We start from the raw sequence: 21380 nt of genomic DNA on the forward strand, positions 1-21380 counted from the left end.
CCCCCTCCCGGCGTACGGGCTCCTGGAGCGCGGCAGGGCCGGGCGCGGGGCAGCCGCCGCTCGGGAGCGTCCGCCGGGGCCGCGCTCTCCTACACTGGAGCCGTGGCTACCACCGACTGGCAGAGCGATCTGAGGGCGCGCGGATACCGGCTGACTCCGCAGCGTCAGCTCGTCCTGAAGGCCGTGGACAAGCTGGAGCACTCCACGCCGGACGACATCCTCGCCGAAGTGCGCCGCACGGCCGACAGCGTGAACATCTCGACCGTCTACCGCACCCTTGAGCTGCTCGAAGAGCTGGGCCTGGTCTCCCACGCCCACCTGGGCCACGGCGCCCCCACCTACCACCTCGCCGACCGGCACCACCACATGCACCTGGTGTGCAGGGACTGCACCGAGGTGATCGAGGCCGACTTGTCGGTGGCCGAACCCTTCACCGCCACCCTGCGCGAACGCTTCGGCTTCGAGACCGACATGAAGCACTTCGCGATCTTCGGCCGCTGCGGAAACTGCGTCTCGAAGGCCCCCGACGAGGCGTCGTAGGCTGGACGCATGTCCTCCAGCAGCTCCTCCAGCCCCAGCGCCGGCCCCGTCGCCAGTCCCCTGCTGACCCTGCCGGGCGCGGTGGCGGCCGAGGCCCCGGACGAGGGGGTCGCGGCACACTACGGCGACCTGTTCAAGGAGCAGCGCGCCCTCGCCGACGGCACCGGCTTCGTGGACCTCTCCCACCGCGGCGTGGTCACCGTCTCCGGCGCCGACCGGCTCTCCTGGCTGCACCTCCTGCTCACCCAGCACGTGGAGAAGCTCCCGGCCGGAGAGGCCACCGAGGCGCTGATCCTCTCCGCCAACGGGCACATCGAGCAGGCGCTCCAGCTCGTGGACGACGGGGAGACGGTGTGGATGCACACCGAGCCCGGCAAACAGCGGGAACTCATCTCCTACCTGGAGAGCATGCGGTTCTTCTACCGCGTGGAGATCGCCGACCGCACGGCCGAGTTCGCGGTGGTCCACCTGCCGGCCGGCTCCATCGCCACCGTCCCCGAGGACACCGCCGCCGTACGGGAGGCGGCACACGGGCGGGATGTGTTCCTGCCGCGCGGCTCGCTCGGGGGCTTCGCCGACAGCCACGCCCCCGCGATCGGCGTACTCGCCTACGAGGCCCTGCGCGTCGAGGCGCACCGGCCGCGCCTCGGCATGGAGACCGACCACCGCACGATCCCCCACGAGGTGGGCTGGATCGGCTCGGCCGTCCACCTCCAGAAGGGCTGCTACCGGGGCCAGGAGACCGTCGCCCGCGTCCACAACCTGGGGAAACCTCCGCGCCGTCTGGTCTTCCTGCACCTGGACGGCAGCGAGGTGCGGCTGCCGGTGCACGGCGACGCGGTGCGGCTCGCCGCCGACGGCGCCGAGGGGCGCGCGATCGGCTTCATCACGACCTCGGCGCGCCACCACGAGCTGGGTCCGATCGCACTCGCCCTGGTGAAGCGGAACGTGCCGGTGGACGCCGCGCTGATCGCCGGGGAGGAAGCCACCGCGGCGGCGCAGGAGGTCGTCGTCGCGCCGTAGCGGCCCCCGACTGTCGGACCCCGTCCACCCCGTCCGCCCCGTCCAGGAATCGCGCTGGGGGCACCTCCCGGCCGGAGGCTCTCGGGGGCACCTCCCGGCCGGAGGCGGGGGAGCTCGTCCTCGATAGCCGGGCGGGCTGCATCCCGCCCGCCCGGCGGGCGGGCTGCATCCCGCCCGCCCGGCGCCCTCAGACCTCCACCGAAACGGTGAACGGGCCGTCGTTCGTGAGGGAGACCTTCATGTCGGCGCCGAAGACCCCCGTCTCGACCTCCGCGCCCAGCGCGCGGAGTTGGGCGACCACCTCATCGACCAGCGGCTCGGCGATCTCGCCCGGCGCGGCCCCGCTCCAGGTGGGCCGCCGCCCCTTGCGCGCGTCACCGTAGAGAGTGAACTGGCTGATGACCAGCAGCGGCGCGCCCGTGTCCGAACAGGACTTCTCCCCGTGGAGAATCCGCACGGACCACAGTTTGCGTGCCAGCTGCGCCGCCTTGGCCGCCGTGTCATCGTGGGTGACTCCCACCAGCACGCACAGACCTTCGCCGACTATCCGACCAACGGTCGCCCCGTCCACGACGACACTCGCCCCGTCCACTCTCTGCACCACAGCTCGCATCCCGCCATGATGCCGCGTCGCCATTCGCCACGCCGCGCTGCCGCCGTATGGGTGCCGGGCCGCTGCACGCGGACGCCACACAGTGGCACGATGCGCACACGCGGTGCGTTCAGCAGTTACCGCGCGATGGGGATGAGGGGACACGCCCATGAGCACAACCGGAGCCGGCCGGACACCCGTACGTTGCCTGCCGCCACGGCAGCGGGGGGCACGGGAGGCGCTCCGCGAGGAGAGCGGGCCCGAACTGCACACACTGCGGCTGCCGGAGCTGCGCACCCTGCGGCGTGAGGCGCAGCAGGACGAGGCGGACCTCAGCTATGTGCGCCGGCTGCTCCAGGGGCGGATCGACATCCTCCGCGCGGAGCTGGCCCGCCGCACCTCGCCGGGCTCGCCGCTGCTGGACCTGCTGCCGGAGATCCTGGCCGACGGCCCCTCCAGCCACCGTTCCTCGGCGCGGCATGTGACGCTCGGCGCACCGCGCAGCGACGAGTACCGGCAGCTGGCCGAGGAGATGCTCGCCGAGGTCGAGCTGAGCGACCTCACGGCCCGCACGGACGAGGAACTGCACGACGCGATGGGCCGCCTGGTGCACTACGAGCAACAGGTCTCGCGCCACCGCCAGTCCCTCCAGCGCACCGCCGACGGATGCAGCACCGAGATCGCCCGCCGCTACCGCGAGGGCGAGGCGCAGGTGGACGACCTGCTGCCGTGACCGTGAAGCCGGTGACCGGTGACCGGTGACCGGTGGCCGGTGACCGGCGACGACGACAGTGACCGGTGGCCGGGGCCGGTGACGACGGTGGCCGGGACCGGTGACCGGTGACCGGCCCTCGTTGTCGCCGTACGGGACGGCCGGTCCGCTGACGCGAGGGATGGCGGTCGCGCTGCCGTGGCGGGCGGCCGGTCCGCCGCCCGCGCCGGGGCGGGTGGGGGGCGTCCGGATTCCGTACGGGGATGTCCGGTTACGGTGAAGGCTGTGCGCGTCCGCGCATGTGCCCGAATCGCCCCGAAAGGTCCCCATCCATGCCCGCTGTCATACCCCCCGTGCTCGCCGAGGTCGTCAGGTCCGGCTTCATCGAGGGGCAGCACAGGGGTTCGCTGGTGGCCCTGGCCGCCGACGGAAGTGTGACGTTCGCGCTGGGCGACCCGGAGGCCGCCGTCTACCCGCGCTCCGCGAACAAGCCCTTCCAGGCCGCCGGGGTCCTGCGCACCGGGCTCCCACTGTCCGGCGAACGGCTGGCGCTGGCCTCCGCGAGCCACTCGGGAGAGCCCTTCCAGCTCGACCTGGTCCACAAGATGCTCGCCGAGCACGGACTGGCCGCCTCCGACCTGCGCTGCCCCGCCGACCTGCCGCTGGACCCGGAAGAGGCGGAGTCCTATCTCGCCTCGGGGCACGCGCGCGAGCGTACGACGATGAACTGCTCGGGCAAGCACACCGCGATGCTCGCCGCCTGCAAGCTCAACGGCTGGCCGCTGGAGAGCTACCTCCACCCGGAACACCCGCTCCAGCAGGTCATCCGCACCACCTTGGAGGAGGCGACCGGCGACCCGGTGGCGCACACCGGGGTGGACGGCTGCGGGGCGCCGCTCATGGCCGTCTCGCTGACCGGGCTCGCACGCGGCTTCCGCACCCTGGCGCTGGCCTCGCCCGAGACGCCGGAGGGCAAGGTCGCCGAGGCGATGCGGGCGCACCCGGAGTACGTGGCGGGCAGCCGCCGGCACGACACCTGGCTGATGCGCGAGCTGCCCGGCACCGTCAGCAAGGTGGGCGCCGAGGGCGTACAGGGGCTGGCGCTGCCGGACGGCCGCGCGCTCGCCCTCAAGCTGGACGACGGCGCGCTCCGCGCTCTGGGTCCGGTGCTCGCGCGGGTACTGAAGGACGAACTGGGCGTGCGCTCCCCGGTCCTGGAACGGCTTGCCGCGGCACCGCTGCTGGGCGGCGGCGAGCCCGTCGGCGAGATCCGCGCGGCGTTCTGACCAGTCGGCGCAGGGCCCGGCGCGCTGACTCCCGCCCCCGGTCGCCGAGGGGAAACACACCCCCGGCCGCTGCCGGGGGGCGAAATACAGGTGCGGCGGCCGGTACCGGCTGCCTACGGTGTGCCGCATGCCGAACCCCGTCGAGATCCGCACGCTGGCCGGTCCCGAGGAACTTCCCGAGTGGCTGCGCGCCGTCTCCACCGGCTTCTACCGTGGCCCGACCGTCACCGACGAGGAAGTGGCGGTCCGCTCCGGCGGCGCCGACCCGGCCCGTACACAGGGGGCGTACGACGGGGCCCGCTGCGTGGGCACCTTCCGCACGATGCCGCAGCGGATGACCGTGCCCGGCGGCGCCGAACTGCCTGTGTGCGCCGTCACCAACGTCACCGTCACACCCACGCACCGGCGGCGCGGGCTGCTGAGCGGAATGATGGCCCACGCGCTGCGGGCGGCCAGGGAGCGCGGCGACGCCATGGCCTCCCTCATAGCCGCCGAATACCCCATATACGGACGCTTCGGGTTCGGTCCGGCGAGCTGGGTCACCGAGTGGGAGGTCACCGTCTCCCGTACCGGGCTGGACCGGCGCTACGCGGGCCCCGCCGACCTCGGTGACGGCGGCAGCGTGGAGATCGTGGACGCCGGAGACTTCCGGCGCCTGGCACCCGAGGCCCACGAGAGGTTCCGCGCGGGTGCGGGGCGACAGGGGGCCATCGACCGTACGGACCGCTGGTGGGACCTCCAGTGCGGCATCCTCCGCTTCGCCGAGCCCGTGGCTCCCCCCTTCCACGCGGTCTACCGGGACGCCGACGGCACGGTGGGCGGCGCCGTGACCTACAGCTCCGACGACGTGTGGCGGGCCAAACTGCCCGAGCAGACCGTCACGGTGGCGGACCTGTTCGCCACGGCCCCGGCGGGCGAGCGGGCGCTGTGGCGGTTCGTGCTCTCGATGGACTGGATCCAGCGCGTCCGCACCGGACTGCGCGCCCCCGACGACCTCCTGCCGCTGCTGCTGCCCGACCCGCGCGCGGCCCGCACGCTCACCCACGCCGACTTCCTGTGGCTGCGCCCCCTGGACGTACCGCGCATGCTGGCGGCGCGCACCTACCCGACGGCGGGCTCGCTGGTGCTGGAAGTACGCGACAAGGACGGCTACGCGGGCGGACGTTACCGCCTGGAGGCCGGACCGGAGGGCGCCGCGTGCGAGGCGACCCACGAGGAGCCCGGTCTGTCACTGGACGTGTCCGAACTGGGCGCGCTGTATCTGGGCGACGAGTCCGCGGTGCGGCTGCACGCACTGGGCCGGGTGACCGAGGAGCGGCCCGGCGCCGTGGCGGAGGCCGAACGGCTCTTCCGCACCGCCCGGCGGCCGTGGTGCCCCGACTCCTTCTGAGACCCGGCCTTCCGGGGGCCCGGCGCCCATCGGCGGTTGTTCGCGCCCCGAGGCCGTCCTCAAACCGCCTCCCCCGGGGGCGTGGGGCAAGAGAGGGGAAGGCGGCATGACGGCGGCCGGGCGGACTGGGCCGGGGCGGAACCGGGTTGGCGAAACCGGGTTGGCCGGACCGGAGCGGACCGGCCCGGAGGGGGTCCGCTTTCGGCAGGTGACCGCGACCTGTGCCTGTCGGACGCAGCCAGTGATCCGAGTCAGAGAGTCGTCGACAGTAAGCGGCGACCTTGTCGAGGATCTCTGAGTCAGAGCACTAGGTCTGGAGCAGCAGCGTCGCGAGCACGAGGGCTCCCGCGCAGCTGCACCCCACGTGCTTGGCCTTGAGACCGATGCTCAGGAGCAGGCAACCCACGAGGCCGAGCCCTCCGAAACGCATCTGGACGAGCTGTTCGAACGAGACGACGCCCGCTGCGGCGATGAGCGCGATCAATGGCATGGAGATCCCTCCTTCTCGGAACACGGGGGAAGGGTGAAACCGGATGCGGTGATGCCGGATACGCCGGTACTGCTGCGGCGGTACCGGGGGCGGTGATGCCGATGCGGTGATGCCGGATGCGGTGATGCCGGATGCGGGGCGCCCGTGCGGCGTTGGACGGGCGGGGATTGCGCGGCTCCGGCGCAGGGGGCGGCAGCGGAGACGGCGACCAATTGGCGAACTTGGTTGCGATATCGTGAAGTTGTCAGCCAACTTCACTCGGTATATTCCCAGTTATCAGCCATCTGAAAACACTTGGCCTACAACTCCCACCTCCTGGCCGGAAGTTGTAGGGTCTTGGCGTGACCAGTAAGCGCGCCTCCACAAACGGCCGCCGCCCGCGCGAGGTGGTCGCCGACACCCTCCGTGAGCGCATCCGGAGCGGCGAGTTCCAGCCCGGCGACCGGCTGCCCACCCAGCGCCGACTGGAGACCGAGTTCGGCGTCGGCCGCAGCGCCGTACGCGAGGCCCTCGCCGCCCTCGCCCAGGAGGGCCTCCTGGACAACGTGGGCAGAGGCGCCTCACCGACCGTGGCCGAGCCCCGTCATCAGGACGAGGCGCCGCGCATCGCAGGAGTCGAGCTGACGGACCGTCTCCATGCGGCATTTCAAGCCGAGCACGTCACCATTGACGCGTTCTCGCTCACCACCGAGACGCTGAACAACGCGCTGGCCTGGCCGGTGCGTCAGATCATGGACCGCCGGCTCGCCCCCCGCTCGGTCACCGCGCGCGTTCTCATCCCGAGCCTGGATGCCCACTTGGCGCTGCCCCGGCTCGTCGAGAACCCCGACGACCCGAAGCCGCGCAGGCGCCTGCACCGGATGCAGTCCACCTATGTGGCCGTCCTGCAGAGCACCTTGGCCTCACTGTCGCTGTACAACGTAGAGGTCTCCGTCACGGTCAGGACCGTTCCGCTCACCCCGACCCACAAGCTGTACCTGCTCAACGGCGACGAGGCGCTCATCGGCTACTACCAAGTCGTCCGCAACGAGGAGGCCGACTTCGAGGGCGAGCAGATGACGATCTACGACGTCCTCGGCCTCACCGCCAAGATCTTCCGCTCCACGCGGGGAGCGGAGGCCCGGGACGAACAGGAGTCGGTCTTCGTGGAGGAGTCGCAGCTGTTCTTCGACTCCCTGTGGAGCACGATCTCCGTCCCCTTCGCCTCGGAATGATCCGGAGCCGCCTCGGACCGAGTCCGCGTTTCTCCGGCGGAGCCGGGCTCCCTGGTGCGGCTCGTTTCCCCGGCGTACCCCATGTCCCCGACCGGGCCGGATTCCCCGACCGGGCCGGTCTTCCCGGCGGGGGCGCGCGCCTCCCCGCACGGGTGCCGTGGCGCGCCCTCCTTCGGGTGAAGGGCGAGCGCCCTGCGAGGGGATGCTCCGGGTACGGCGTTACAGTGCCGGGTCCGCGCCCCGCGCGCACCGCCCAGCCGACCGCCGAGGCCCTCGCATGACATCGACAGCGCTGCACAAGGCCACGGAAGTCGGCAGCGTGCACGGCCCGCTGCGGGGTTACCACCGCGAGTGGTACGTCGTCAGCCCCTCCGCCGACTTCCCCGGCACCGGCCGGGTGAAGGTCGGCGAACCCCGGGAGGACGCCCTGTGGTTCGACCGCCGCTGCTTCGCCTCCGAGGACGCCCTGCTCACCGAACTGGCCCGGCGCAGGCTGCCCCGTATCCCTCCGGTCCACCGTCTCGGCGAAGGCCCGTCACTGCACGGCTTCATCGAGGGCACCCCGCTCGACGCGCTCGCCCCCGCGGGCACGCCCCTCGGCGCGGGACACCTGGACCAGATCATGGAGACGTTCGCGCGGCTGGGCGCCATGCGGCCCGCCGGATTCCCCGTCCCCCGACTGTGCCGGGCCGAGGACCGCCCGGCCGACGGCGACAGCGCCGGCTTTCTGCGCTCGCTGATCCGCTTCACCCGCGAACGGGCCTACCGACGCCATCTGCCGCGCTACGGGCGGCTGTTCAACCAGCTCGGGCTGCCGCGCGGGGCGCTGGGCGCGCGCTCCCCCCTGGCCGCAGCCGCCGCCGCGCTCACCCCCCGGCCCTTCTGCCTGCTCCACGGCGACCTGCACCGCGCCAACTTCATCGTGGACGAGGCCGGGGACCTGTGGACCATCGACTGGGAGCTGGCCATGCTCGGCGACCCCCTCTACGACCTGGCCACACACCTCTACCTCACGCACTACCCGGCCCGCCAGCGTCGCGAGGTGATCCAGCGCTGGCAGGACGTCATGTCCCGCGTCCTGCCCGGGTCCACCGCCGGAACCGAGGCGGACCTGCCCCGCTACCTCGCCTACAAGCGCGCGCAGTCCGTCTACACCGACGTCGTCCGGCACGCCGGTGCGCTCCTCGGCGCACGCGGCGCAGGGGCAGATGCCGGTGCCGGTGCCGGCACCAGCACCGGCGCTGGTGCTGGTGCTGGTGTCGCGTCCGCGCGGCTCCGGCGAGAGCGGCTGCGTGCCTCCGCCAAGGAGGTGCACCAGGTGCTGGCACGCGGGGCCGAGGAGCTGGGGCTGCGCGAGGTGCCCACCCCGGCCGAAGTGGAGGACGCTTACGCGGCGTTCGGCGCTGTACGGCAGGTGCGCAGCTGGGGATAGTTGTCCCGGGCCATGACGCGTACGGCACACCCGGCCGCGTATGACCCGCGCACGGCCCGCATACGGCCCGCATACGGGCTGCGTATGACCTGTGCACGACATGTACGGCCCGTACGACCGGGAGGACGACCCCGATGCACGCACTTGTCGGCTCCGCGAAGTCCGTACTGCTCGACTTCGACGGACCCGTATGCGACCTCTTCCACAGCCGCCGTCCGGGCGGAATCGCCGCACGGCTGCGCTGCGCCTACGACATGGACGGGTCGCTGCCGCCCGACGACGACCCCCAGACCGTGCTCGCCGCCGCCTTCGAGAACCCCGCACTGGTGGCCGACGGCACCGCACTCCGCATCGAACAGGCGCTCACCCGCGAAGAGATGACCGCCGCCGAGGGGGCCTACCCCACCGGGTACGCGGACAGACTGATACGCACGCTGCACGCCACCGGGCGGGGCCTGGCCGTGACGACCAACAACTCGCGCGAGGCGGTCGAGCGGTACCTCGCGGCCCGGGACCTGCTGAAACCGTTCGAGGGCCATGTGCACGGCCGCCTCTACGACGGGGACGGGCTGCGGATGAAACCGGACCCCGACTGTCTGCTGCGGGCCCTGGCATCGACCGGGGTGGCGGCACAGGACTCCGTGATGATCGGGGACGCACCGCGCGACCTGGCGGCGGCACGGGCCGCAGGCGTCGCGTTCGTGGGATACGCGCCGCACGGGAAGCGCAAGGAACGGGAGCTGCGCGAGGCGGGGGCCGCGCACATCGTCTCCTCGCTGCGCGAGGTGCTGCTGGCCGTGGACCCGTGCGCGCATGTGTAGCGGGGCGGACGGGGGCCCGCCGGACAGCCGCAGCGGACGGCCGCAGCGGATGGAGGCGGGGCTCGGCGGATGGAGGCGGGGCTCGGCGGACGGAGGCGGGGCTCGGTTTGTTGCCTGGCGGCGGGCTCCTTCGCCTTCCGGCGGAGTGTGCTGGTCGGGGGTGCCCCTGTTTGTGCTTCGCAGGGTGCGGGTGCTCATGGGCTGGGCGCGCCGTTCCCCGCGCCCCTTCGGGGGCGCCCCCCGACTGTGCTTCACAAAGGTGCGGGTGCTTGTCGGCTGTGCGGCTCCCCCACCGCGGCGGCTCGGACGGGACCGGCCGTCTTGGGCAGGACCGGCATCGTGGACGGGACCGGCGTCGTAGACGGGCCCGGCGGCTTGGACGGGGCCGGTGGCTTGGACGGGGCCGGGCACGGCCTCGTGCGTAGGGTGGCCGCATGACCGACGCACCCACACCCGCCAGCGACGAGCCCGCACACGACCCCGAGGTCCTTGAGCTGGCCCAGAAGATCTTCGATCTCGCCCGGCACGGCGACACCGACACCGTCGGCGCCTACGTGGACGCGGGCGTTCCCGCCAATCTCACCAACGACAAGGGCGATTCCCTGCTGATGCTGGCCGCCTACCACGGCCACCCCGAGACGGTGCGCGCCCTCCTCTCCCGCGGCGCCGACCCGGAACGCGCCAACGACCGGGGCCAGACCCCGCTCGCGGGCGCGGTCTTCAAGGGCGAGGACGACGTGGTGCGGATCCTCTTCGAGGCCGGCGCCGATCCGCACGGCGGGACGCCCTCGGCCGTGGACTCCGCCCGGATGTTCGAGAAACGGGAACTGCTCGATCTCTTCGGCAGCGACACCTGAGCCGCCTGCTCCCCCCGCTCGCCCTGCCATGCCGTGTCATGTCATGTCATGCCCCGCCGCACCGTTGCTGTGCGGCGGGGAACGGGCATGACGGCGCGTCCTCGCCCGGCGCGACAGCGCGGCCGCGCGCGGTGCGCGGGCCAGGGTGACGCGCGTCGGTGCAACTAGGCGCCGTGGCCCTCACTGTGGCCGTTGCCGTGACCACCGTCATGGCCCCCGTCGTGACCACCGCCGTGACCCGCGTGGCCATGGTCGAACTTGAGGACCTCGCGCGGCATGACGACGAACGGCCGCATCATGCCCATGTCCTCGTGCTCCAGCAGATGGCAGTGGTACATGAACCGTCCGTGCGCCCCGTCGAAGCGGCCGAGGACGTTCACCATCTGGCCGGCCGGGACCTGGAAGACGTCCTTCCAGCCCGCCTCGTTCGGCGCGACGGGAACGGGCCTGGCCGGGTCGAAGACGACCGGCTTGTCCTCCTGGGTGCCGCCCGCCGCCGGGTCGAAGCCGGAGACGTCGAAGACATCCCTGCTCAGCACCTGGAAGTCGGCCAGATGGATGTGCATGGGGTGGGTGGGGCCGCCCAGATTGAGGAAGCTCCACTGCTCGTAGTCGTTCTGCGCGACCTTGAAGCCCAATGTGTCATCGAACGTCCGGGCGATGCGGCGGTAGGTCTTCAGCTTGCCGTCCCGGCCCTGTACCCGCACGACCCCTTCGGCCTGCGGGACCGGCCCTTCCCCGACCTCCTCGGTGATGTCGGTCATCTCCCAGATCTCCGGGTGACCGCCGCCGCCCACCGTGCCGGGCGGGCTGAGCACGATCAGCCGGTGGTTGTGCGGAATGTCGTGTGTGAGCCGCTCGAACGAACCGGAGAGGGTCCCCGGCAGCACGAACGGCTCCGCCACCGGCCCGGCACCCACCCGGAACTCCATGACCTGGGGATACGGGATGTTCCTCGCCGGATCCGGCTGCCCGAAGGGGGCGTTGCCCACGTTGACCAGCCGCAGCTTCTTGCCGCGCAGCGCACGGAAGTCGATCAGCAGGTCGAAGCGCTCGGCGGGCGCCGCGGACAACAGCTTGCGCTTCGCGGGGTCGGCGTCGTCGGCGAAGGTGATGTCCACCGGACGAGGCAGCAGGCCCCCGTCGCTGCCGATCTGCTTGACCGTTCCGTCCGGCACCGGGGTGCCCTTCTCGTCCACCAGGGCGAGGTTGTAGACGCGGGCGTTGGAGGCGTTGAGCAGGCGGAAGCGGTACCAGCGCGGCTCGACGTCCAGATAAGGCCAGATCGTGCCGTTGACCGTTGAGAAGGGCGCGGTAACCGGAAGGGTGACGTCCTTGCCGGACTCCGGATCGGGGCCCAGATTGCGGACCTTGTGGAGCAGCCGGCCGTTGAGCCGCCCGTCCTCGTCCTCGTCCAGATTGCGGTCGGCCAGCACCAGCGGGATCTCGTACGCGCCACGGGGCAGACCCAGCGCGTCCTCCTCCGCGTCCCGGATGAGATACGTGCCGACCAGGCCGGCGTAGACGTTCCACCGGGTGATGTTCATGCCATGGTCGTGATACCACCACTGGGTGGCCTGGTGGTCGTTCGGATACTCGGACAGCTGGGTGTCGCCGTAGGCGACCGCGTTCTCCGCCCAGCCGTCGTTGCCGCCGCCGGTCACGGCACCGTGCAGGTGGGTGACGCTCCAGCCGGGCAGCGCCGCGACATCCGGATCGGGCTTGACGCCGTCCCTGCCAGGGTGGTTGACCAGGGGATCCGCCGACGTGCCGGCGCCCACGGCGACATGGGTGACGGGGAACACCCCCGTCAGCCGGTTCGTCCAGGCCACCCGGATCCGCTGGCCCCGGCGCACCTCGAACGTGGGTCCCGGAAAGTGGCCGTTGTAGGCCCACACCCGGGTCGGCGGGAGCTGGGAGTGCAGCCGCGTCCAGGTCTCGGTCAACTCGACCTCGACCTGGCTGCCGCGCGGGTCGCCGGTCGGCTCGGGCCGCAGCGTGGGCGGTACGCGCAGCCCATCGACGTAGGGCGTCAGGCCGTCGGCCGTGGGAGCGCCCGCGATGGCCTCGGCGGCGTCGGGGGTGTCCGGCGCGCCGGAAATCTCGGCGCCGGATGCCGCGTCACCAGTAACCCCGGTAGCTCCGGTGACGCCCGCGGCGCCGGTGGCTCCCTCGGCTGCGGCACCTCCATCGGCTCCGGTGCCGTCCTGGAAAAAGTGCTCAATCTTTTCCGTGATCTCGGACAAGATCGTCCCCCCGTTGGACGTGAACTGGCCTGGCCACCAGCGGTCTTGTCGGCTCAGTGGCCATCTGGGGAGGAAGACGCCGTTTTGCCCCACGAGGTTGCCCGCACCTCATGGGGCGCCCCGGCTCCACGTCGGTGCTCCCACGAGTGAGGGAGACAGCACCGGCTCAACGGACGCAGACGGACTCATCGGCCCCGGGGGGCGCGGTCGGCGGGTGTTACTCGGACTCGGACTCGGACTCGGGCTTGCGGGCCTCGATGAGAAAACGGGCCGAGTACGCGGCGAAGGGGCCCTCGGACTCGATCTGCTCGTGCAACTCCCGCAGCCGCTCGCGGTATCGCTCGACGGTGAACCCCGGCACCATCCAGACGACCTTGCGCAGGAAGTAGACGACCGCGCCGATGTCGTAGAACTCCATGCGCAGCCGCTCGGACCGCAGGTCGATCACCCGGAGCCCGGCATCCTCCGCCGCCACGCGCTCGTCCTCGGGCCTGCGCCGCTCGCGCGCCTCGGGCTGCGGGCCGAGGAAGTACTCGACCAGCTCGAAGACCGAGGCCGGGCCCACATGCTGGGCGAAATAGCTGCCGCCGGGCTCCAGGACGCGGGCGATCTCGGCCCACCAGGCGCGGACCGGATGACGACTGGTCACCAGGTCGAAGGCCCCATCCGCGAACGGCAGCGGCGGCTCGTCCGGGTCCGCGACGACGACCACCCCGCGCGGCCTCAGCAGCGCCGTCGCCTTGGCGACATTGGGCGGCCAGGACTCGGTGGCGGCCATCACAGGCGGCAGCTTCTCCGCTCCCGCGAGCACCTCGCCGCCACCGGTCTGGAGGTCCAGCGCGGCCGAGGCGGCGGCCAGTCGTCCGCTCATGAGCTGCTGGTACCCCCACGACGGCCGCGCCTCGGTCGCCCGGCCTTCCAGCCAGGAGAAGTCCCAGCCATCGACAGTCGCCGAACCGGCCTCTGCCACGAGATCATCAAAAGAGCGCCCCATGACCGCATCCTCACAGCGCCCAGGCCCCCTGACCAACCGAATTGCCGCCCGGGGCGGGACCCGTGCCGGGTGCCGGGTCAGGCGTCGGGTCGGGCGCCCAGTCGGTCAGCCGCCACATCCAGGTCAAGCCGCTGACGTCCGGTCGAGTGGGCGTCGTCCAGTCGGGCCAGTGACGTCCAGTCGTGCCACCGATGTCCGGTCAGGTCACCGGCTGCGGTCAGGCCGGGTCACCACCGTACGGACGCGAACCACCTCCCCTCTCTCCAGCGCGACATAGACGGCACCGTCCGGCCCCACCGTCAGGCCGTGCGGTTCCGACCGGGGGGCGGGCAGGTCGTGTTCGGTGAGGCGGCCGTCCGGTGTGAGTGCTCCCACGCGGTTCGCCTGCCATTCGGTGAACCAGCACCCGCCGTCCTGGTCCACGACCACGGCATGCGGTCTCGCTTCGGCGTCGGGGAGGATGAACTCCTCGATGTGGCTCTTCGACGCGGCGGTTTGCCCGTCGCGGGCTCTCGGGCTGCGGCTGGCCGGAGTGAGCCGGCCCAGCCGGCCGGCGCCGATCTCCACGAACCACAGCCCTCCCACGTCCCCGCCGCTCGCACCACCGGAGGAGAGAGCGGGGGTGGGGGTGGGGGTGGACGTGATGCCGACAGGTCCGGCGCCCTTGGTCGGCAGCGGGTGGAGCGTGATCTTCCCTGCCACGTCGATCCGGCCCAGCGCGTCAGCCTGGTTGAGGGTGAACCAGAGTGCGTCGTCCGGTCCCGCCACCAACGCGGAGGGGAACGCGCCGATGATGGGCAGAGGGAACTCGCAGACCTCTCCCGCCGTGGTGATACGGCCGATCCGGTCGGCGTTGGTCTGCGTGAACCACAGGGCGCCGTCGGGGCCCGCCGCTATGCCGTACGGGCCACACTCGGGGGTTGGCAGCGCGAACGACTCCGCCCGGCCGTCCACCGTGATCCGCCCGATCCGGTGGTCCCGCGTCCGGGCGAACCACAGCGCGCCGTCCGGCCCCGGCGTGATCACGGTGGGGCCACAACTCGGCACGTCGAGGCCGTAGGTGGTGACGGCGCAGGTGGCGGCGCCGTCGTCCTCGGGCGTGAGGCGGGCGATGGCTCCCGCGTGTACGAGGGTGACCCACAGCGCGCCGTCCGCTCCGGTGACCACGTCATAGGGGCCGGCACCCTCGGGCAGGGCCGCGACGGTCTCTACGACGACCTCGCGCGTGCCGCGCTCAGGAACCCGGCTGCTCATCGAGGACTCCTCCCCTCTCATGCTTGTCTTTCGCATGTCGGTCTCCCTGATGTCGGTCTCCCGCACTGCTGTCTCCCTCCTCTCTGGTCTTCCTCGTGTGTCTTCGCTGCCGGGGCCCCGCCGAGGCCGCTTCTCCGGTCAGGGTCAGCTGGGTACCCCGCCAGCGCTGCCGCAGTCTGCGGTCGTGGCTGACGACGACGAGCGCGCCCTCGAACGCGTCCAGGGCCTCCTCCAGTTCCTCCATCAGCGCGGGCGAGAGGTGGTTGGTCGGTTCGTCCAGCAGCAGTACACCGGCTCGTACGTCGAGCAGCCGTGCCAGGGCCAGTCGCTGCCGCTGGCCGGTGGACAGCCGGTCCACCCGCACCTCCAACCGCTCCGGGGCGAACAGGCCGAGGGACAGCAGATGCTCCCGGTGGGCCTCCGGGGCGCCGGGCCGGCCCTGCGCGTACGCCTCCAGCAGCGTCACGCCCGGCCGGGCGGAGGACGGCCCGGGGTCCTGGGGGAGGTAGGCCACCCGCTCTCTTCGGGTCACCCGGCCGGTTTCGGGGGCCAGCTCTCCCGCGAGGACGCTCAAAAGGGTGCTCTTACCCGCGCCGTTCGGCCCCGTCACCAGCAGCCGGTCTCCCGCCGCGACCGACATATCCGTGCGGGCCAGCCGCCCCCGGACGCCGACCCCTTCAGCCTCCAGCACCGCACCGCCGCCCCCACCCCCATCCGGCCCGCTGCCGTGCGGACCGCTCTCGTGCCGCCCGCCCCAGTGGGGAGCCGGGGTGAAGCGGAGCGGTACCGGCGGGGGCGGGACGGGATTGTCCAGCAGGCGGCGCAGCCGTTCCTCCGCGTTGCGTACCCGGCCGGCGAGCGACTGCTGGACGCGGCCTCCCGCGCGGTCGTACGCCATCTTGTTGCCATCCTTCATCCCCCTTCCCGGGGCGACCCTGCGTGCCGTGGTCGCCACGGCTTCGCGGAGCCGCTCCGTCTCGGACAGCCACCGTTCATGTGCCTCGGCCCAGCGCCTTCGGACCGCCGCCTTCTCTTTGAGATAGCCCTCATATCCCTTCCCGTAGCGGACGAGTTGGGCCCGGTCGGCGTCCACCTCCAGCAGTGTCGTCGCGAAGCGCTCCAGGAAGGTCCGGTCGTGCGATACCGCCACCGTGGTGCCGCGGCGGGCACGCAGGTGCTCCTCCAGCCAGCTGAGCGCGGCGTCGTCGAGGTGGTTGGTGGGCTCGTCCAGGAGCAGGACTTCGGGGCTCGCGGCGAGGAGAGCGGCAAGGCGCAGCCGCACACGCTCGCCGCCGGAGAGCTTGTCCACAGTGCGGCCCCGGGGCAGCTCTCCCAGGCCCAGCCCGTGCAGCGCACGCTCGACGCGTGCCTCCGCGTCATAGCCGCCGCGCACCTCGAAGGCGGTCAGCAGCTCGCCGTACTCGGGGAGCCCCGAGGCGTCTCCCTCGGATATCGCCGCTTCCAGGGCGCGCAGGCGGTCTTCCATCGCGCGCAGCTCGCCCATTGCCCGGTCAATGACCTGCTGGGCGGTCAACTCCGGTGGCAGCGGCTCTTCCTGGGCGAGGTAGCCCACGCCGCCGTCCGCGCGCAGGATGGTCTCGCCCTCATCGGGCTCCTCGCGCCCGGCGAGCAGGCGTAGCAGGGTTGTCTTCCCCGAACCGTTCTCCCCGACGATCCCCGCGCGCTCACCCGCCGAGAATGCGCAGCTGATCCCGTCGAGAACGGTCCGGCCTTCGTAGGACTTCGTGACGGCCCGTGCCGTGATCTGTGTGGGCATGCGTGCTCTCCGGAGCGGTCGGGGGTGGGACGGCCGGGGCGGGCCGAGGGGCCAGATGGACGCTTCGGAAGAGCATCGGCGACTCCTTTTCTCGCTCTCTTCCCGTGACGGGTTCACCACGGGGGGTTTTACCGCGACGTGTGTCGCGTTAAGATGTTGGCATGACGAGAACCGAGATGGCAACAGGGTTCGGAAAATGACCACGGCGGACGAGGACGGAGCGGACACCCCTGGGGAACGGGACCGCCCGCGGCGGCCCGGCGGGCGTACGGCGCGCGTGCGCTCGCAGGTTCTGGACGCCGTGGGGCCGCTGCTGGTCGAGTTCGGCTACGACGGCCTGACGATCGACGCGGTCGCGGCCCGCTCCGGCGTGCACCGCGCGACGGTCTACCGCCGCTGGCGGGATGTCGGCGGGCTGCTCGCCGACGTGCTCGACGCCGCCGGCGACGACACCTGGCACCCGGCGGACACGGGTTCGCTGGAGGGCGACCTGACCGCGTTGAACGAGGAGGTCCAGTACGCGATGGAGGAGGACCCGCCCGTGACATACGCGCTGATCGCCGCCTCGTTCCGCTCCGACGAGGCGGCGAGCGCCCTGCACCGCTTCTGGGAGGACCGCTACGAGCGCTGCGCGGAGGTGGTGCACCGGGCGGTGGACCGCGAGGAGTTGCCCGGCCCCCTCGAAGCGGTCGACGCGCGCGGGCTCCTCGTCACGGCCACCGCCCCCGTCTACCACGAGCGCGTCCTGCTCAGGAACGAGCCGGACCCCGGGCTTCCCGTACGCGCGGCCCGCGCCGCGGTGCTCGCCGCCCGGGCCGGCGCCTTCACCTCCGACTCCTCGAAGGCGCCGGATCGATGACGCCGAACCGCCAGCCGGTCGGCCCGCGCCGGGTACACGCGTCCCGCGTACAAGGGATGCGCCGGTACGCGGCCTTCACAGGAGACGGGAGAGACGCGGGGCGACACCCTCGCCGAGAGCGAGAGCGGCGGGCCGGGGGTCAGTTGTCGCGGCGCGCCGCCCAGACGGTGCGTTCCGTGCGCACGGCGAGGTCTTCGCGGCGGAGGACGCTGTGGGGGCTGTCGGTGTCGAGCAGCCGGTCGAGCGCTGCGAGGTCCTCGGAGGAGAGCGCGTCGGCAACGCTGTGGCGCATGCGCCGCAGACTGCCGAGGGCGTACGCGCCGACCGCCTCGTCACGGGTGCCGTCGATGCCCACGGCGAGCGTGCGTTCGCCCTCGACGGTGAATCCGGCCTCGGTCAGCATCGGCCCCCAGTCGGCGCCGCGGTGGGACACGTGCTCGGCGTGGAAGTGGTCGCTCGCCTCATGGCAGCGCTCCTCCAGACCGGGGCGGTCCTCCGGGGCCGTCTCGGGTAGGAAGCGGGGGAAGCCGGCCAGCTCCACCACCGCGAACAGCCCTCCCGGCGCGAGCAGGGCGTGGACGTTGCGCAGGGCGCGGCCGGGGTGGGCCATGTGGTGCATCGAGGCGGACGCCCACACCAGTTGGGGTGCGCCGAGGTCGGGCCAGTCGGCTTCGTCGAGGTCGGCCTGGACGGTGTGCACGCGTCCCTCCACGCCCCGGGCGCTTGCCTTCTCCCGCAGGCGCTGTAGGTGCCCGGCCGAGGCATCGACCGCGGTGACGCGCGCCTCGGGGAAGCGGTTCAGGAGGGCGAAGGTGCCCGCTCCCGTACCGCAGCCCAGATCCACGATCCGGGCAGGGGGCGACTGGAGGGGAAGCCATCGGGTGAGGGCCGCGATGTGTTCGGCCAGGACTTCCGCGTCCAGGTCGAGAATCTCGGCCTGGTCGGCGATGTCGGCCTGATCGTCGGCATGGAGTGGGTGCGGAGTGGAGTGCGAGTGCGGATGGGGATGGGGATGGGGGTTGGCGTCGGGGTGAGTGGGAGTGTGGGTGTGCGGGTGCGTTCGGGTCATGCCCGAACGCTAGGGCGGCTGTGGGCGTGCGGTGTGATCACTTCCCGTATCCGCAAGGAAATGGCCGCGCGGCGTGCCGCACACGCAAACGCCGAGTGCGGCGGCGATCGTCGGCCACCGCCCCGGGTCGCCGGAGCCCCGAAGCCCGCCCGGGACAGCGACGTCGGCCCAGTACGACGAAGTCCGGCCTGTACGGCCCCGCCGGAGTTGCCGCGCGGGCCGGGGCACCGCAGCCCTGACCCGCCGCGTGACCGGTCAGCCCTCTCGCTCGACCCACTCGCCGCCGCCCAACGGGTAGTCGTAGCCCGGCCGGCCGGCGCCCCCGCTCGTGCGGAACGGGGTACCGGCGCTGTCGAGGTGCACCGTGCCGCGGCGGCTGCCGCTGGACCACTCCAGGCTGAGGTCCCAGCGCACATCGTGCGCCTTGGTGTGCGCGGTGACGTAGAAGACCTCCGGGTCGGACTCGCTGACCTTGTACGGGAAGTCGCGCTGGCCGTTCTTGACGGCAGCCCGGGGGCTGCCCTTGTCGAGGTCGATGTCGAACGACTTGGTGCCGACTCCGCCACCGCAGCCGACACCCATCGCATAGTCGTTCCAGGCGAGCGGCGCACCCTTGGCGACGACGCGCACATGCAACGCCTCCAGCACGACCGTCTCTCGCCCGGTGCCCTGAACGGTGAGGGCGACCCGCTGTTCCCCCGAGGAGACCGCGCCGTAGGCGGCGGCCCAGCGCGGCGCGTCCTGCTCGTTCGCGGGCGGGCCGACCTGCTCGGGCCCGCTGTCCACGAGGAAGTGCTGGCTGCACGGACTTTCGTAGACGTAGGGGCGGATGGCGACGTTCAGCGGTGCGGCACCGCCGCCCTTGTCGGCCCCGGCCACACCCCGCCCGTCCCCGCCCTGCGAGGCGCCGGGTCTGCTCTTGCCGGACTCGTCGGCGGAGGCCGGGGCGGAGCCGGAGGGCCCGTGGGTTTTGGCTCCCGGGGAGCGGGGGGCGGAGCGTACGCCCGACGGCTCCGGGCCGCCGGTGGTCGCGGCGGCACCGGCTTCCCGTTGGTTCGCCGCACCGTTGCCGCCCCCGCCGAAGGGGACGCTGACGGCGAGCGCGACGGCTCCCAGCACGGCGGTCACCGCGGCGGCGGCGATCAGCGCGCTACGACGACGGCCCCGTGGCACCGATGGCGTGGGCTCGCCCGGCGCGTCGATCGCGACCGGTTCACCGCCCCCACCGACTTCGCCGCCACCCTCGCCGTCCTCGCCACCGTCCCCGGCAGTCTCGCCGTCCTCCCCGCCTTCGCCGTCCGCGCTGTCCCGGCCGGGCGAGGACGCCCCATCCGGGGCGGCGGCGGAGTCCGATGTGACCGCAGGCGCCGATACCGATACCGATGCCGGTGTCGGCGCCGATCCCGAAGCGGATGTCGAGGCCGATGTCGGTGTCGGTGTCGGCTCCGGCGTGGACGGAGATGCTGGGTCCGGTCCCGGCGTGGACGCCGTATTCGACCGCTCCGCCGCGTCCCCCGTCGAACCGGTATCCGCCGCCTCCGACGAGCCGTCCCCCCGAGCCGCGCCAGCCGCCTCCCCCGCCCCGGACGACCCGGCCACCGCGCCCTGCTCGCCCCTCCCCCTGCGCGCCGCGTCCGCGAGGATCCATCGCCGGTGCAGTTCCATCAGCTCCTGCGGCGTCGCACGGCACACGCGTGCGAGACGCTCAGCGGGCGCGTACTCGTTCGGGAGCGCCGTGCCGTTGCAGTAGCGGTGCAGCGTCGATGTGCTCATGTGCAGCCGCTTGGCCAGCGCCCCGTAGCTCAGGCCCGAGCGGTCCTTCAACTCGCGCAGCAGTGCCGCGAACCCGTCCCGCCCCCCGGCCCCCGTCGCCTCCGACACTCGCTCCACTACTCCCCCACGTCCCATTCCCGCATTCCAAGGACCCTACGTTTCCCCAGTTCAGAGCCTGTTTCAGTGTTCCAGCGTCCCCAACTGGCAGCAGATCATGGCGGCTGGGACGGGTCACCCCACAAGCTCCAGTCATCCAAGCATCACTCCCGCTCGAACACCGAAGGGGCACTGCCCACATGTCCAGCATCCGCCACCCCCGCACCCCCTCCCACACTCCCGCCCGCACCCACACCCCCTCCCACGCCCACCCCCACTCCCGTACCCGGCTGGTGACGGCCGCCGCGACCGTCGCGCTCGCCGCGCTCTCCCTCACCGCGTGCGGCAGCGCGAAGAGCGGGGACGACAAGAGCGCGCCGGCGAACTCGTCCACGTCCAGCTTCTCCACCAAGTCGGCCGCGTCCGCGCACAAGCAGGCGTCAGCCGACGGCTCGTCCGGCGACGCGAAGTCGGCCCCTGTCGCCAAGTCGGCCCCGGCTTCCGCTTCCTCCGGCAAGTTCGTCACCTGCGAGGGCTCCAATACCAAGACCGTCGCGGCTCCGCTGAAGCGCCCGGTGAACCGCATGCTCCTCACCGTCACCAACACCGGCAAGAAGACCTGCTTCCTGTACGGGTATCCGGCTGTCGCCTTCGGTGAGGCCCAGTCGGTGCCGCCGGTCGATGAGAACACCAAGCCGCAGGCGGTCGTCGGCCTCCGGCCGGGCGAGTCCGGTTACGCGGGCGTGAACCTGTCGGCCACCGACGGCAGCGGCTCCAACGGCCGGACGGAGAACTCCCTGGCCGTCTACTTCCAGGGCCGCTCCGGCAACGAAAGCGTCGGCAAGGGCGCCCACCCCGCGCTCCCCGCCAAGGGCGTCTACGTGGACGACTCGATCAAGGTCACGTACTGGCAGACGTCGATGGACAACGCCATCAACTGGTGACCCGGCGCACG

General features: G+C 72.3%; 19 protein-coding genes. 11 read left to right on the plus strand and 8 right to left on the minus strand.

The features are described 5' to 3' along the window. Positions 1 to 102: 102 nt before the first annotated feature. Positions 103 to 540, plus strand: coding sequence for a Fur family transcriptional regulator (locus ABD339_RS20695; protein ID WP_344567880.1), 438 nt, complete (start codon positions 103 to 105; stop codon positions 538 to 540). Between the two features lie 9 nt (positions 541 to 549). Then, a complete protein-coding gene (gene ygfZ, locus ABD339_RS20700) occupies positions 550 to 1563 on the plus strand; it encodes a CAF17-like 4Fe-4S cluster assembly/insertion protein YgfZ (protein ID WP_344567881.1) in 1014 nt (337 codons plus the stop codon). 187 nt (positions 1564 to 1750) lie between these two features. Here the strand turns inward: ygfZ and dtd are convergent, their stop codons facing one another. After that, the gene (gene dtd / locus ABD339_RS20705) at positions 1751 to 2176 is read right to left on the minus strand and encodes a D-aminoacyl-tRNA deacylase (protein WP_344567882.1); all 426 of its coding nucleotides are present in this window, start codon (positions 2174 to 2176) and stop codon (positions 1751 to 1753) included. A 148-nt stretch (positions 2177 to 2324) separates the two neighbouring features. Here dtd and ABD339_RS20710 point away from each other — a divergent pair, with 148 nt between their 5' ends. The 3 genes from ABD339_RS20710 to ABD339_RS20720 all read left to right on the plus strand — a co-directional run bounded on the left by ABD339_RS20710 (position 2325) and on the right by ABD339_RS20720 (position 5543). Continuing rightward, positions 2325 to 2888 (plus strand): RsiG family protein, encoded by a 564-nt coding sequence (locus ABD339_RS20710; protein WP_344567883.1) that lies wholly within the window; start codon positions 2325 to 2327, stop codon positions 2886 to 2888. Positions 2889 to 3199: 311 nt separating this feature from the next. Continuing rightward, positions 3200 to 4153: an asparaginase gene (locus ABD339_RS20715; RefSeq protein WP_344567884.1), complete on the plus strand. Its 954-nt coding sequence runs from the start codon at positions 3200 to 3202 to the stop codon at positions 4151 to 4153. Between the two features lie 127 nt (positions 4154 to 4280). Next, on the plus strand, positions 4281 to 5543 hold the full coding sequence (locus tag ABD339_RS20720; protein ID WP_344567885.1) for a GNAT family N-acetyltransferase: 1263 nt from the start codon (positions 4281 to 4283) through the stop codon (positions 5541 to 5543). Positions 5544 to 5850: 307 nt separating this feature from the next. Here the strand turns inward: ABD339_RS20720 and ABD339_RS20725 are convergent, their stop codons facing one another. Next, positions 5851 to 6033 (minus strand): hypothetical protein, encoded by a 183-nt coding sequence (locus ABD339_RS20725; RefSeq protein ID WP_344567886.1) that lies wholly within the window; start codon positions 6031 to 6033, stop codon positions 5851 to 5853. Positions 6034 to 6374: 341 nt separating this feature from the next. Between ABD339_RS20725 and ABD339_RS20730 the strand changes: the two genes are divergently transcribed. From ABD339_RS20730 to ABD339_RS20745, 4 genes are all read left to right on the plus strand, one after another. Continuing rightward, positions 6375 to 7247 (plus strand): winged helix-turn-helix domain-containing protein, encoded by an 873-nt coding sequence (locus tag ABD339_RS20730; RefSeq protein ID WP_344567887.1) that lies wholly within the window; start codon positions 6375 to 6377, stop codon positions 7245 to 7247. Positions 7248 to 7524: 277 nt separating this feature from the next. Then, positions 7525 to 8679 (plus strand): phosphotransferase, encoded by a 1155-nt coding sequence (locus tag ABD339_RS20735; protein WP_344567888.1) that lies wholly within the window; start codon positions 7525 to 7527, stop codon positions 8677 to 8679. A gap of 134 nt (positions 8680 to 8813) precedes the next feature. Then, complete coding sequence (locus tag ABD339_RS20740; RefSeq protein ID WP_344567889.1) at positions 8814 to 9500, plus strand: HAD family hydrolase; 687 nt, start codon at positions 8814 to 8816, stop codon at positions 9498 to 9500. Positions 9501 to 9934: 434 nt separating this feature from the next. After that, a complete protein-coding gene (locus ABD339_RS20745; RefSeq protein ID WP_344567890.1) occupies positions 9935 to 10357 on the plus strand; it encodes an ankyrin repeat domain-containing protein in 423 nt (140 codons plus the stop codon). A gap of 164 nt (positions 10358 to 10521) precedes the next feature. On the opposite strand, the gene phsA is transcribed toward ABD339_RS20745, so the two are convergent. The 4 genes from phsA to ABD339_RS20765 form a co-directional block, all read right to left on the minus strand. Beyond that, positions 10522 to 12459: an O-aminophenol oxidase PhsA gene (gene phsA / locus ABD339_RS20750; RefSeq protein WP_425576044.1), complete on the minus strand. Its 1938-nt coding sequence runs from the start codon at positions 12457 to 12459 to the stop codon at positions 10522 to 10524. A gap of 361 nt (positions 12460 to 12820) precedes the next feature. Then, positions 12821 to 13597, minus strand: a complete 777-nt coding sequence (locus ABD339_RS20755) for a class I SAM-dependent methyltransferase (RefSeq protein ID WP_344567891.1) — start codon at positions 13595 to 13597, stop codon at positions 12821 to 12823. Between the two features lie 204 nt (positions 13598 to 13801). Beyond that, entirely contained in the window at positions 13802 to 14851 is a 1050-nt protein-coding gene (locus tag ABD339_RS20760; RefSeq protein WP_344567892.1) for a Vgb family protein, read from the minus strand. Continuing rightward, on the minus strand, positions 14832 to 16628 hold the full coding sequence (locus ABD339_RS20765; RefSeq protein ID WP_344567893.1) for an ABC-F family ATP-binding cassette domain-containing protein: 1797 nt from the start codon (positions 16626 to 16628) through the stop codon (positions 14832 to 14834). The genes ABD339_RS20760 and ABD339_RS20765 overlap by 20 nt, the downstream gene beginning before the upstream one ends. A 196-nt stretch (positions 16629 to 16824) precedes the next feature. On the opposite strand from ABD339_RS20765, the gene ABD339_RS20770 reads away from it, so the two are divergent. After that, positions 16825 to 17487 carry a TetR/AcrR family transcriptional regulator gene (locus ABD339_RS20770; protein ID WP_344567894.1) on the plus strand — a complete coding sequence of 221 codons (663 nt, stop codon included), beginning with the start codon at positions 16825 to 16827 and terminating at the stop codon, positions 17485 to 17487. A 139-nt stretch (positions 17488 to 17626) separates the two neighbouring features. On the opposite strand, the gene ABD339_RS20775 is transcribed toward ABD339_RS20770, so the two are convergent. Continuing rightward, on the minus strand, positions 17627 to 18556 hold the full coding sequence (locus tag ABD339_RS20775) for a class I SAM-dependent methyltransferase (RefSeq protein ID WP_344567895.1): 930 nt from the start codon (positions 18554 to 18556) through the stop codon (positions 17627 to 17629). A 255-nt stretch (positions 18557 to 18811) separates the two neighbouring features. After that, entirely contained in the window at positions 18812 to 20437 is a 1626-nt protein-coding gene (locus ABD339_RS20780; RefSeq protein ID WP_344567896.1) for a helix-turn-helix domain-containing protein, read from the minus strand. A gap of 188 nt (positions 20438 to 20625) precedes the next feature. Between ABD339_RS20780 and ABD339_RS20785 the strand changes: the two genes are divergently transcribed. Next, positions 20626 to 21369 (plus strand): DUF4232 domain-containing protein, encoded by a 744-nt coding sequence (locus ABD339_RS20785; RefSeq protein ID WP_344567897.1) that lies wholly within the window; start codon positions 20626 to 20628, stop codon positions 21367 to 21369. The last annotated feature ends 11 nt before the right edge of the window (positions 21370 to 21380 follow it).

The organism is Streptomyces axinellae, from assembly GCF_039532135.1.
Taxonomy (GTDB): Bacteria; Actinomycetota; Actinomycetes; order Streptomycetales; family Streptomycetaceae; genus Streptomyces; species Streptomyces axinellae.